Source organism: Burkholderia sp. CCA53, from assembly GCF_001685525.1.
Classification (GTDB): domain Bacteria; phylum Pseudomonadota; class Gammaproteobacteria; order Burkholderiales; family Burkholderiaceae; genus Burkholderia; species Burkholderia multivorans.
This window is the reverse complement of the sequence record NZ_BDDJ01000001.1, coordinates 708,233-720,171: the sequence shown is the minus strand read 5'-3', so window position 1 is coordinate 720,171 and position 11,939 is coordinate 708,233. Positions and strand designations below refer to the sequence as shown.

The window sequence follows — 11,939 nt, the reverse complement described above, 5'->3', positions numbered from 1 at the left end:
GATGGGACCGCAGGCGGGCGCCGACGCCCGCCGCGGCCGACACACGAGACAGAGGATTCACAAGCATGGCAAGCCTTTCCATCCGTGACGTGTACAAGACCTACCCGAACGGGGTGCCGGTCCTGAAGGGTGTCGACATCGACATCGAGGACGGCCAGTTCCTGATTCTCGTCGGCGGCTCGGGCTGCGGGAAGTCGACGCTGCTCAACATGATCGCGGGGCTCGAGACCGTCACGAGCGGCGAGATCCGCATCGACGGCAAGGTCGTCAACGACCTGTCGCCGAAGGACCGCGACATCGCGATGGTGTTTCAGTCGTACGCGCTGTACCCGTCGATGACGGTGCGCGAGAACATCTCGTTCGGCCTGAACATCCGCAAGGTGCCGAAGAACGAGCAGCAGCAGATCGTCGATCGCGTGTCGCAGATGCTGCAGATCCAGCATCTGCTCGACCGCAAGCCGGGCCAGCTGTCGGGCGGCCAGCGCCAGCGCGTCGCGATGGGCCGCGCGCTCGCGCGCGATCCGGCGCTGTTCCTGTTCGACGAGCCGCTGTCGAACCTCGACGCGAAGCTGCGCATCGAGATGCGCGCGGAGATCAAGCTGCTGCACCAGCGGCTCGGCACGACGATCGTCTACGTGACGCACGACCAGATCGAGGCGATGACGCTCGGCGACCGGATCGCGGTGATGAAGGACGGCGTCGTCCAGCAGTTCGGCGCGCCGCAGGAGATCTACGACTCGCCGTCGAACCTGTTCGTCGCGGGCTTCATCGGCGCGCCGCCGATGAACTTCATCAGCGGCAAGCTCACGGAGCAGGGCAGCGGCGTCGCGCTCGAGCTCGATACGGGCCTGGCGCGCAGCGCGCTGAATCTGCCGTTCGATGCGGCGAAGCTGAAGTCGTACATCGGCCGCGACGTGATCCTCGGGCTGCGGCCGGAGCGCATCACCGATGCGCGCAGCGCGCACAACGGTGAAGCGTCGCGGCTGCAGCCGGTCGACGTGCGCGTCGACGTGACGGAGCCGACAGGGCCCGACACGCACGTGTTCGCGCAGGTGAACGGCAAGCGCATCGTGAGCCGCGTGCATCCGGCCGCGAATCCGCAGCCGGGGCAGACGCAGTCGCTGCTGTTCGACGTGTCGAAGGCCGTGCTGTTCGATCCGCAGACGGAGGCGCGCATCGCGTGATGCACGCGGGCCCGCGGAAGGGGCGTGCCGCCGGGCTCGGAGCCGGGCCGGCGGCGCGGCGGTGTGCGGCGCGTCGCGCCGCTTTACGGTTGCTCGGTGCGATGCCCGATGCGCGCCGCTCAGTGCGGCAGCCGCACGTCGAACTTGAACGTGAGAAGCCGCGCGACGAGCGTGAAGCCGGTCGCGAGCAGCACGCTGTACACCGAGTCGAATTGCAGCCACACGAGCAGCAGATAGAACCAGCAGCCGACGAACGCGCAGGTCGCATAGGGCCGCGAGTCGCGCAGGATCAGCGGAATGTCGTTGCACAGTACGTCTCGGACGATCCCGCCGACGACCCCCGTAATCACGCCCATCATCACCGCGATGAAGCGCGGCATTTCGGCTTCGAGCGCGATCGCCGTGCCGGAGATGCTGAAGATACCGAGCCCGATCGCATCGGCGACGAGCAGCACGCGCTCGGCCGACAGCCGCGACAGCATGCGCAGCAGGAACGGCGCGAACAGCGCGAGCACGAAGATCGCGATCACGTAGTCGTCGTGCACGACCCAGTAGAACGGCCGGCGCTCGAGCAGGATGTCGCGCAGCGTGCCGCCGCCGAACGCCGTCGCGATCGCGACGACGAACGTGCCGACCGAGTCGAGCCGGTTCTTGCGCGCTTCGATGAAGCCGGAGATCGCGAAGGCGAGCGTGGCGATCGCTTCGAGTACCGCGATCGCGAGCGTGAGCCTAGGATGCGGCACGCGGTCCCCGCTCGGCGGATGCCGCGAGCGGCTGCAGCAGCACGAGCACCGCGCCCGCACCGCCGTCGTGGCCGCGCGCCTCGCAGAACGCGATCACTTCTTCCTTCTGCACGAGCCACGCACGGACCTTGCCCTTCAGCACCGGCTCCTTGCCGATCGAGCCGAGCCCCTTGCCGTGGATCACGCGCAGGCAGCGCAGCCCTTTCTTGCCGGCTTCGCGGATGAACTCCGCAAGCGCCTCGCGCGCCTCGTCGCGGCGCATCCCGTGCAGATCGAGCTGCGCCTGCACGATCCATGCGCCGCTTCGCAGCTTGCGCACGACGTCGCGGCTGATGCCGGGGCGGTGGTAGTACAGCGATTCGTCGCTGTCGAGCAGCGTCTCGGGATCGAACTCGTCGGACAGCGTCGCGTTCAGCACCGCTTCCTCGTCGCGCTGCGTCTGCTTGGGCACGGGCGGCGGCGGGACGCGGCCGGACGCCGCGCGCGGCGGCGCGTTCAGCGGCCGCACCGCGCCGATCTCGTTGCGGAACAGGTTCGCGTCGGCTTCGGCCTGGCGCGCGGCCTTGACCGTTTCGACGCGCGTGCGCTCGCGGCGCTCGGCTTCGCCTTGCAGCGCCTGGCGCAACGCGGCGAGGCCGGCGAGACCCTGGCCGCGCAATGCGGCCGGTTCGACGGCAGGCGGCGGCGCGACCGGCGCGGCGGCGGGACGGGCGGCGATCTGCCGCTTCGCGGGATCGCTCGGATGGGGCTGATTCTTCGCCATGATTCGATACGCAATGCAGCGCCGGGGCGCGCGGGCACAAAAAAGCCGCTGCGCGACGGGCAGCGGCTCCGGCCAGGCCCGCTTCGCGGCAGCGGCCGCCATTGTAGCGCCCGACGCGGCGGGCGGCGCTTGCGGCTTACTTCTTGTCGTGCAGGCTTTCGAGGTAGCGCTGCGCGTCGAGCGCGGCCATGCAACCGGTGCCGGCGCTCGTGATCGCCTGACGGTAGACGTTGTCCTGCACGTCGCCGGCCGCGAACACGCCCGGCACGCTCGTCGCGGTCGCGTTGCCCTGCAGGCCGCTCTTCGTCAGGATATAGCCGTCCTTCATTTCGAGCTGGCCCTGGAACAGATCGGTGTTCGGCTTGTGGCCGATTGCGACGAACAGGCCCTGCACCGCGATGTCTTCGGTCGCGCCGGTCTTCACGTGCTTGATCCGCACGCCGGTCACGCCCGAGTCCTCGCCGGTCACTTCGTCGAGCACGTGATCCCACTTGATGTCGACGACGCCTTCCTTTTGCTTCTCGAGCAGACGGTCGACGAGGATCGGCTCCGCGCGGAACTTGTCGCGGCGGTGGATCACCGTGACCTTCTTCGCGATGCCGGTCAGGTAGAGCGCTTCCTCGACGGCCGTGTTGCCGCCGCCGATCACCGCGACGTCCTGGCCGCGGTAGAAGAAGCCGTCGCAGGTCGCGCAGGCCGACACGCCCTTGCCCATGAACGCTTCCTCGGACGGCAGGCCGAGATACTGCGCCGATGCGCCGGTCGCGATGATCAGCGCGTCGCAGGTATATTCGCCGGAATCGCCGATCAGCCGGATCGGCCGTTCGTGCAGCTTCGCGGTGTGGATGTGGTCGAACACGATCTCGGTGTTGAAGCGCTCGGCGTGCTCGAGAAAGCGCGCCATCAGCTCCGGACCTTGCACGCCTTTCGCGTCCGCCGGCCAGTTTTCGACGTCCGTCGTCGTCATCAGCTGCCCGCCCTGCGCGATGCCGGTGATCAGCACCGGCGACAAATTGGCGCGTGCCGCATAGACGGCGGCCGTGTAGCCGGCGGGGCCGGAACCGAGAATCAGGACTTTGGCGTGTTTGGGCGTGGACATGTGCGAAATCCGTAAAAGACGGCCACGGCGGGCGCGGTGCGGCTCGCCGGACGGTCCGGGTTGACCGGGATGCCGTGCGTAGATGGGTATCAGACGCGCATTATAAAGGCCCCGTTGCTGCGATGCCGAACGAGAGTTTCAATCGGCGCGATAGCGTTTCGCACGCACGGCGCGCGGTGCGCCGCTTGTCCGCTTCGGCGTTCGGCCCGCCGATGTAACCGTCATTTACACTTGGGCGCCCGATGCAGCGTTTACAATAAGCGGGATCGAACGACAGGCGGGACGCGCGGCATGCGCGGCCCGTTCTCTTTATACGGATTCATGGCAAAAGCTCCTTATTCCGCCCAGGCACAGGCGTTGCCGCACCGGATGTCGAAGCTCCTGATGGAGATCCGCTGGATTCTCCAGGTCGCGCTGTGCGCATTTCTCGTGATGGCGCTGCTCAGCTACAGCCGGCGGGATCCCAGCTGGACGCACGCCGCGCAGGTCGACCACATCTCGAACTGGGCCGGCCGCGTCGGCGCATGGACGGCCGACATCGTGCTGCTGCTGTTCGGCCTGTCCGCGTACTGGCTGATCGTTCCGCTCGCGCGGCGCATCGCGGTCAACTATCGGCGCATCACGCGCCACGACGCGCTTGCCGACGAGCCCGAGCGGCCGATCGGCTGGCTCACCGAGATCTTCGCGTTCGTGCTCGTCGTGCTCGCGTGCGACGGCATCGAGGCGCTGCGCATGTGGTCGCTGAAGGTGCAGCTGCCGCGCGCGCCGGGCGGCGTCGTCGGCGAGGCCGTCGCGGGCGCGATGTCGCATGCGTTCGGCTTCACCGGCGGCACGCTGCTGCTGCTGATCGCGCTCGCGATCGGCCTGTCGCTGTATTTCCGCTTCTCGTGGCTCGCGGTCGCCGAGCGCGTCGGCGGCGCGATCCTGTCCGCGGTGAACGTCGCGAAGCTGCGCCGCGAGGCCGAGCGCGACCGCAAGCTCGGCGAAGCCGCGGCGGTGCGCCGCGAGGGCAAGGTCGAGGAAGAGCGCGTGCGCATCGAGGATCACGAGCCCGTGACGATCGTGCCGCCGGTCGTCACGCCGGCGAAGTCCGAACGCGTCGAGCGCGAGCGGCAGGTGCCGCTGTTTACCGACCTGCCGGGCGACTCGACGCTGCCGCCCGTGTCGCTGCTCGATCCCGCGCCGAAGACGCAGGAATCGATCTCCGCCGATACGCTCGAATTCACGTCGCGGCTGATCGAGAAGAAGCTGAAGGACTTCGGCGTCGAGGCGAGCGTCGTCGCCGCGTATCCGGGCCCGGTCGTCACGCGCTACGAGATCGAACCGGCCACCGGCGTGAAGGGCAGCCAGATCGTGAACCTCGCGAAGGATCTCGCGCGTTCGCTGTCGCTCGTGTCGATCCGCGTCGTCGAGACGATCCCGGGCAAGAACTACATGGCGCTCGAACTGCCGAACCAGCGCCGCCAGACGGTGTACCTGTCCGAGATCATCGGCTCCGAGGTCTATGCGGCCGCGCCGTCCGCGCTGACGCTGAGCCTCGGCAAGGACATCAGCGGCAAGCCGGTGTGTGCCGATCTCGCGAAGATGCCGCACCTGCTGGTCGCCGGCACGACGGGCTCGGGCAAGTCGGTCGGCATCAACGCGATGATCCTGTCACTGCTGTACAAGGCCACCGCCGAGCAGGTGCGGCTGATCCTGATCGATCCGAAGATGCTCGAAATGAGCGTCTACGAAGGCATTCCGCATCTGCTGTGTCCGGTCGTCACGGACATGCGTCAGGCGGGCCACGCGCTGAACTGGACGGTCGCCGAGATGGAGCGCCGCTACAAGCTGATGAGCAAGCTCGGCGTGCGCAATCTCGCGGGCTACAACAACAAGATCGACGAGGCGGCCAAGCGCGAGGAAAAGATTCCGAATCCGTTCAGCCTGACGCCGGAGGATCCGGAGCCGCTCGGCCGGCTGCCGAACATCGTCGTCGTGATCGACGAGCTCGCCGATCTGATGATGGTCGTCGGCAAGAAGGTCGAGGAGCTGATCGCGCGAATCGCGCAGAAGGCGCGCGCGGCCGGCATCCATCTGATCCTCGCGACGCAGCGTCCGTCGGTCGACGTGATCACCGGCCTGATCAAGGCGAACGTGCCGACGCGGATCGCGTTCCAGGTCTCGTCGAAGATCGACTCGCGCACGATTCTCGACCAGATGGGCGCCGAGTCGCTGCTCGGGATGGGCGACATGCTGTATCTGCCGCCGGGCACCGGGCTGCCGGTGCGCGTGCACGGCGCGTTCGTGGCCGACGATGAAGTGCATCGCGTCGTCGAGAAGCTCAAGGAGCAGGGCGAGCCGAATTACGTCGAGGGCCTGCTCGAAGGCGGCACCGCCGACGGCGACGAGGGCTCGGCCGGCGCGGGAACCGGCGAAGCCGGCGCAGAGTCTGATCCGCTGTACGACCAGGCGGTCGAGATCGTGATCAAGAATCGCCGCGCATCGATCTCGCTCGTGCAGCGTCATCTGCGGATCGGCTACAACCGCGCGGCACGGCTGCTCGAACAGATGGAGCAGTCGGGGCTCGTGTCGGCGATGTCGTCGAGCGGCAACCGCGAAATTCTTGTGCCGGTACGCGACGCGGAATGAAGTCTGCGGCGCCCGCGGCGCCGGCCACCCACGGAGAAAACCGCATCATGCAGCAACTTTCGTTCGTCCCTTCCCTTCGTTCGACGCGCCGCTGGCTCGGCGCCGCGCTCGCCGGCGCGTCGCTGATGCTCGCGGCCACGCACGCGTTCGCGGGCGGCACCGAGCAGTTGAGGGCATTCGTGGCGCAAGTGCGCTCGGCGAAGGGCGACTTCACGCAGCAGATCGTCAAGGCGCCGGCCAAGGGCGCGAGCGCCGCGCAGGCCGCGCCGAAGCCCACCGACAACTCGAGCGGCACGTTCGTGTTCTCGCGTCCCGGCAAGTTCATCTGGACCTACCAGAAGCCGTACCAGCAGGTGCTGCAGGCCGACGGCGACAAGCTCTACGTGTACGACCGCGATCTGAATCAGGTCACCGAACGCAAGCTGAACGGCGCGCTCGGCGCGAGCCCGGCCGCGATCCTGTTCGGCAGCAACGATCTCGACAAGAGCTACACGCTGCGCGACGCCGGCGAGAAGGGCGGCATCGAATGGCTCGAGATGCTGCCGAAGGCGCAGGACACGCAGTTCCAGCGAATCGGCATCGGGTTCAAGAACGGCACGCTCGCGGCGATGGAGCTGCACGACGTGTTCGGCAACGTCACGCTGCTCACGTTCTCGAACATCCAGACCAATCCGCCGCTGAAGGCCGACACGTTCAAGTTCGTCGTGCCGAAGGGCGCGGACGTGATCACCGGCTGAGCGGCACGCCGCTCGCACCGACGACGGGCCTGCCGGCAACGGCAGGCCCGTGTCGTTTCCGGGCACGGCGGGCGCGTCGCGCGACTGTCATAATGTCGGGTCCGGCGGCCGCGTTCGGCCGCTACCGTTTGTTGTGGAGCGAGGGTTCATGTCCGACCTGTTTCAAGTCGAGCCGCGCCGTCCGCTCGCCGAGGCGCTGCGGCCGAAAACGCTCGCCGACGTGATCGGCCAGACGCATTTGCTCGGCGAAGGCAAGCCGCTGCGGCTCGCGTTCGAATCCGGCAAGCCGCATTCGATGATCCTCTGGGGGCCGCCCGGCGTCGGCAAGACGACGCTCGCACGGCTCACCGCGCTCGCGTTCGACTGCGAGTTCATCGCGCTGTCCGCGGTGCTCGGCGGCGTGAAGGACATCCGCGAGGCGATGGACCAGGCGAAGGAGACGCTGAACCGCACGGGCCGCCACACGATCCTGTTCGTCGACGAAATCCACCGCTTCAACAAAGGGCAGCAGGACGCGCTGCTGCCGTTCGTCGAGTCGGGGCTCGTCACGTTCATCGGCGCGACCACCGAGAATCCGAGCTTCGAGGTCAACTCCGCACTGCTGTCGCGTGCGCAGGTGTACGTGCTGAAATCGTTGACCGACGACGAAATGCGGCAGCTGCTCAAGCGCGCGCAGCACATCGCGCTCGACGGTCTCGAATTCGACGACAAGGCGGTCGATACGCTGATCGGCTATGCGGACGGCGACGCGCGGCGCTTTCTGAACCTGCTCGAGCAGGCGCAGACGGCCGCGTCCTCGGCCGGCGTGACGACGATCGATGCGGACTTCGTCGGCAGCGCGATGACGCTGAATGCGCGCCGCTTCGACAAGGGCGGCGACAACTTCTACGACCAGATCTCGGCGCTGCACAAGTCGGTGCGCGGGTCCAGCCCGGACGGCGCGCTGTACTGGTTCTGCCGGATGGTCGACGGTGGCGCGGATCCGAAGTACCTCGCGCGCCGGATCGTGCGCATGGCGTGGGAAGACATCGGGCTTGCCGATCCGCGCGCGATGCAGATCGCCAACGACGCAGCCGAGACATATGAGCGGCTCGGGTCGCCGGAAGGCGAACTCGCGCTCGCGCAGGCCGTGATCTATCTCGCGTGCGCGGCGAAGAGCAATGCGGGCTACAACGCTTTCAACCAGGCGATGGCGTTCGTGAAGCAGGACAAGTCGCGCGAGGTGCCCGTGCATCTGCGCAATGCGCCGACGAAGCTGATGAAGGAGCTCGGCTACGGTCACGCGTATCGCTACGCGCACGACGAGCCGAACGCGTATGCGGCCGGCGAGACCTACCTGCCGGACGGCATGCGCGAGCCGCACTGGTACAAGCCGGTGCCGCGCGGGCTCGAATCGAAGATCGCGGACAAGCTTGCGTGGCTGCGCGAGCTCGATCGCGAGGCCGGCAAGAAGGACTGACGGCCCGGCGCGTCAGCGCTTGCGGTGCGGCTGCTTCGTCCAGTAACCGAACGGCTCCTCGTGGCAGTCGATGTCGAGTTCGGCGACACGCGTGTGCAGGCGCGCCTGCGCGTCGGCGATCGCGGCGTTGTAGATCGCCGGCGCGATTTCGTCGACGAAGAAGTTCAGCAATGCACCGGCCTGGATGTTGCCGATCGGCTCGTCCAGGTTTTCTGTGAAATAGCGTTGCAGCGACGCGATCGCACGGTCGCGTACGTCCTTGTCGAGTTCGATGGGCATCGGTCCTGGCCTGTGTGATCGGGTGGCGCCCGGAGGGCGGCGGAGCGCGGGGCACTCCCACACGGTGCGGGCGTTGCGGCGGGCGCGGTTCGCCCGACGAGCGCCGCCTGCCGCACGGCCCCCGCCACGCGCTTGTTCGATACTGCCACCGCCCGAGGTTTTCCGTCATCGTCCGCCCGGCCGATGCGTTGGCGGTGCCGCCGTGCGTTAGAATCCCCGTCTTACACAACGATTTTCCAGTCCTCCCATGCTTGACATCCAGCTGCTGCGCAAAGACCTCGACGGCGTCGCGAAGCGCCTCGCCGATCGCGGCTACACCCTCGACGTCGCCGCGTTCTCCGCGCTCGAAGCGGAACGCCGCGCGATCCAGACCCGCACCGAAGAGCTCCAGGCACGCCGCAACACGCTGTCGAAGCAGATCGGCGCGATGAAGGCGAAGGGCGAGGACACGTCGGCCGTGATGGCCGAGGTCGGCGGGATCGGCGACGAGATGAAGGCATCGGCGGCGAAGCTCGACGAGATCCAGGCGCGCCTGTCGGAGCTGCTGCTGGGCATGCCGAACCTCGCGCACGAAAGCGTGCCGGTCGGCAAGGACGAGGCCGACAACGTCGAGGTGCGCCGCTGGGGCACACCGCGCCAGTTCGACTTCGACGTGAAGGATCACGTCGACATCGGTACGCCGCTCGGCCTCGATTTCGAGACGGGCGCGAAGCTGGCCGGCGCGCGCTTCACGATGCTGCGCGGCCCGATCGCGCGCCTGCATCGCGCGCTTGCGCAGTTCATGCTCGACACGCATACGCAGCAGCACGGCTACAGCGAGACGTACACGCCGTACATCGTGAATCCGGAGATCCTGTACGGCACGGGCCAGCTGCCGAAGTTCGCGGACGACATGTTCCGCGTCGAGAAGGGCGGTGCCGAGAACACGGTCACGCAATATCTGATCTCGACGTCCGAGATCTCGCTGACGAACACCGTGCGCGAGTCGATCGTCGAAGCGTCCGCGCTGCCGATCAAGCTCACGGCCCATTCGCCGTGCTTCCGTTCGGAAGCCGGGTCGTACGGCCGCGACACGCGCGGGATGATCCGCCAGCACCAGTTCGACAAGGTCGAGATGGTGCAGATCGTCGCGCCGGAATCGTCGTACGCGGCGCTCGACGAAATGGTCGGCCACGCGGAAGCGATTCTGCAGAAGCTCGGCCTGCCGTACCGCGTGGTCGCGCTCTGCACGGGCGACATGGGTTTCTCGGCCGCCAAGACGTTCGACCTCGAGGTGTGGCTGCCCGCGCAGAACACCTATCGCGAGATCTCGAGCTGCTCGAACACCGAGGCGTTCCAGGCGCGCCGGATGCAGGCGCGCTTTCGCAACGCGCAGGGCAAGCCGGAGCTCGTGCATACGCTGAACGGCTCGGGGCTCGCGGTTGGCCGTACGCTCGTCGCGGTGCTCGAGAACTACCAGAACGCGGACGGCTCGGTCACGGTGCCGGAAGTGCTGCGTCCGTACATGGGCGGTCTGGAGCGGATCGACGCGCCGGCACAGGCGTCGTAACCGCGCGCGACGATGCGCATGCCACGCCCAGCAAAAAAATTTGCAAAAAGGGCTTGGAAGTTTCGCGGAGTTCGTTCTATAATCTTTGCTTTCCCGGAAACGACCAACCGGGAAATGAAGCAGCAAGGAAGGAGAGGTGGCAGAGTGGTCGAATGTACCTGACTCGAAATCAGGCGTACGGTTTCCCCGTACCGTGGGTTCGAATCCCACCCTCTCCGCCAAAATACGAAGCCCCTTGATCCGGAAGGATCAAGGGGTTTTTCGTTTTGGCCGCGCATCACGCCGGCGCCGGATACTGCGCGAGCACCTTGTCGCGAATCGACGGCTTGATATTCGACTGCGCCATGTTCCCGCGGTAATGCGCGACGACGCGCGGGTTCATCACGCGATACCAGAGCGGCGGGACGTACGCGAGCAGGATCATCGTCGCGTAGCCGGCCGGCAATTGCGGCGCGTCGTCGAAGTGGCGCAGCGCCTGATACGAGCGCGTCGGATTCGCATGATGATCCGCGTGTCGCTGCAGCTGATACAGGAACAGGTTCGTGACGACGTGATTGCTGTTCCACGAATGCTGCGGCGTGCAGCGCTCGTAGCGACCGTCCGGCAGCCTGCGCCGGCCGAGCCCGTAGTGCTCGACGTAGTTCACGACTTCGAGCAGCGACGCGCCGTACACGGCCTGGATCACGAGAAACGGGATCACCACCACGCCGCCGATCGCAATCGCGATACCCCATACGACGACCGTCATCGCCCACGCATGCAGCACCTCGTTGCGCCAGGTCCACGGCGAGCGGCCGAGCCGCGCGAGACGCGTGCGTTCGAGCCGCCACGCGGAGCGCACGCTGCCGACGACGGTACGCGGCAGGAAGGCCCAGAACGATTCGCCGTAACGTGCGCTCGCGGGATCCTCGGCGGTCGCGACGCGCACGTGATGACCGCGGTTGTGCTCGACGAAGAAGTGTCCGTATGCGACCGGCGCCAGCGTAATCTTCGCGAGCCAGCGCTCGAAGCGGTTCGTCTTGTGCCCGAGTTCATGCGCGGTGTTGATCGAGATGCCGGTCGCCGCGCCGAGCGACAGCGCGAAGCCGACGTAGTCGTACCACGCCAGCGCATGCGTGCCGACGATCCGCACGCACATGAAGAACGCGACGTACTCGACGAGCGTCGCGAGATAGACGATCAAGCGGTAGTAGCGCTCGCGTTCGAGGTGCGGCACGACGTCTTCGGGCGGGTTGTCGCGGTCGTCGCCGATCAGCGTGTCGAGAATCGGAATCACGCCGAACGCGAACAGCGGGCCGAACCACCAGAACACGTGAAACCCCGTCGACAGCGCGAGCTGCGCGGCGAAGATCGGCAGCGTGATCGTCAGCGCGCCGAGCAGCCATAGATAACGTTTGCCATCCGACCAGCTCGCGGCCGGTGCGTCGCTCGTTGCCATCGTCTCCCTCCAGTCGGCCGGATCGTATGCGGCAGTGCATCGTCCGGTCCGTTACGG

The 11,939-nt window shown here is 67.1% G+C and carries 10 protein-coding genes and 1 tRNA gene; 6 read left to right on the top strand and 5 right to left on the bottom strand.

The genetic code is table 11. The features are described from left to right. Positions 1 to 65: 65 nt before the first annotated feature. Positions 66 to 1,184, top strand: a complete 1,119-nt coding sequence (locus BCR55_RS03355; RefSeq protein WP_048996697.1) for an ABC transporter ATP-binding protein — start codon at positions 66 to 68, stop codon at positions 1,182 to 1,184. 119 nt (positions 1,185 to 1,303) lie between these two features. On the opposite strand, the gene BCR55_RS03350 is transcribed toward BCR55_RS03355, so the two are convergent. From BCR55_RS03350 to trxB, 3 genes are all read right to left on the bottom strand, one after another. Beyond that, the gene (locus BCR55_RS03350; protein WP_006400811.1) at positions 1,304 to 1,927 is read right to left on the bottom strand and encodes a trimeric intracellular cation channel family protein; all 624 of its coding nucleotides are present in this window, start codon (positions 1,925 to 1,927) and stop codon (positions 1,304 to 1,306) included. Then, complete coding sequence (locus tag BCR55_RS03345; protein ID WP_006416962.1) at positions 1,914 to 2,690, bottom strand: Smr/MutS family protein; 777 nt, start codon at positions 2,688 to 2,690, stop codon at positions 1,914 to 1,916. The genes BCR55_RS03350 and BCR55_RS03345 overlap by 14 nt, the downstream gene beginning before the upstream one ends. Positions 2,691 to 2,826: 136 nt before the next feature. Continuing rightward, the gene (gene trxB, locus BCR55_RS03340) at positions 2,827 to 3,789 is read right to left on the bottom strand and encodes a thioredoxin-disulfide reductase (RefSeq protein WP_006400809.1); all 963 of its coding nucleotides are present in this window, start codon (positions 3,787 to 3,789) and stop codon (positions 2,827 to 2,829) included. Between the two features lie 321 nt (positions 3,790 to 4,110). Here trxB and BCR55_RS03335 point away from each other — a divergent pair, with 321 nt between their 5' ends. From BCR55_RS03335 to BCR55_RS03325, 3 genes are all read left to right on the top strand, one after another. After that, positions 4,111 to 6,420, top strand: a complete 2,310-nt coding sequence (locus BCR55_RS03335) for a DNA translocase FtsK (protein WP_012467517.1) — start codon at positions 4,111 to 4,113, stop codon at positions 6,418 to 6,420. Between the two features lie 47 nt (positions 6,421 to 6,467). Next, on the top strand, positions 6,468 to 7,157 hold the full coding sequence (lolA, locus tag BCR55_RS03330) for an outer membrane lipoprotein chaperone LolA (protein WP_006406277.1): 690 nt from the start codon (positions 6,468 to 6,470) through the stop codon (positions 7,155 to 7,157). A 148-nt stretch (positions 7,158 to 7,305) separates the two neighbouring features. After that, positions 7,306 to 8,616 (top strand): replication-associated recombination protein A, encoded by a 1,311-nt coding sequence (locus BCR55_RS03325; RefSeq protein WP_006406276.1) that lies wholly within the window; start codon positions 7,306 to 7,308, stop codon positions 8,614 to 8,616. A gap of 12 nt (positions 8,617 to 8,628) precedes the next feature. Here BCR55_RS03325 and BCR55_RS03320 read toward each other — a convergent pair whose 3' ends face one another. After that, a complete protein-coding gene (locus tag BCR55_RS03320; protein WP_006400805.1) occupies positions 8,629 to 8,895 on the bottom strand; it encodes a DUF2164 domain-containing protein in 267 nt (88 codons plus the stop codon). 247 nt (positions 8,896 to 9,142) lie between these two features. Here BCR55_RS03320 and serS point away from each other — a divergent pair, with 247 nt between their 5' ends. Together serS and BCR55_RS03310 are read left to right on the top strand one after the other, a co-directional pair. Next, positions 9,143 to 10,444, top strand: a complete 1,302-nt coding sequence (serS, locus tag BCR55_RS03315) for a serine--tRNA ligase (protein WP_006400804.1) — start codon at positions 9,143 to 9,145, stop codon at positions 10,442 to 10,444. A 130-nt stretch (positions 10,445 to 10,574) separates the two neighbouring features. Next, positions 10,575 to 10,665 (top strand) — tRNA-Ser (locus tag BCR55_RS03310). A 56-nt stretch (positions 10,666 to 10,721) separates the two neighbouring features. Here BCR55_RS03310 and BCR55_RS03305 read toward each other — a convergent pair. Continuing rightward, positions 10,722 to 11,882 carry an alkane 1-monooxygenase gene (locus BCR55_RS03305; protein WP_065494165.1) on the bottom strand — a complete coding sequence of 387 codons (1,161 nt, stop codon included), beginning with the start codon at positions 11,880 to 11,882 and terminating at the stop codon, positions 10,722 to 10,724. Positions 11,883 to 11,939 lie beyond the last annotated feature (57 nt).

Excerpts from the sequence above, each read along its gene's own strand:
- BCR55_RS03355 (WP_048996697.1), top strand. The coding sequence starts at position 66 with ATGGCAAGCCTTTCCATCCGTGACGTGTACAAGACCTACCCGAACGGG.
- BCR55_RS03345 (WP_006416962.1), bottom strand. The coding sequence starts at position 2,690 with ATGGCGAAGAATCAGCCCCATCCGAGCGATCCCGCGAAGCGGCAGATC.
- trxB (WP_006400809.1), bottom strand. The coding sequence starts at position 3,789 with ATGTCCACGCCCAAACACGCCAAAGTCCTGATTCTCGGTTCCGGCCCC.
- BCR55_RS03335 (WP_012467517.1), top strand. The coding sequence starts at position 4,111 with ATGGCAAAAGCTCCTTATTCCGCCCAGGCACAGGCGTTGCCGCACCGG.
- lolA (WP_006406277.1), top strand. The coding sequence starts at position 6,468 with ATGCAGCAACTTTCGTTCGTCCCTTCCCTTCGTTCGACGCGCCGCTGG.
- BCR55_RS03325 (WP_006406276.1), top strand. The coding sequence starts at position 7,306 with ATGTCCGACCTGTTTCAAGTCGAGCCGCGCCGTCCGCTCGCCGAGGCG.
- BCR55_RS03320 (WP_006400805.1), bottom strand. The coding sequence starts at position 8,895 with ATGCCCATCGAACTCGACAAGGACGTACGCGACCGTGCGATCGCGTCG.
- serS (WP_006400804.1), top strand. The coding sequence starts at position 9,143 with ATGCTTGACATCCAGCTGCTGCGCAAAGACCTCGACGGCGTCGCGAAG.
- BCR55_RS03305 (WP_065494165.1), bottom strand. The coding sequence starts at position 11,882 with ATGGCAACGAGCGACGCACCGGCCGCGAGCTGGTCGGATGGCAAACGT.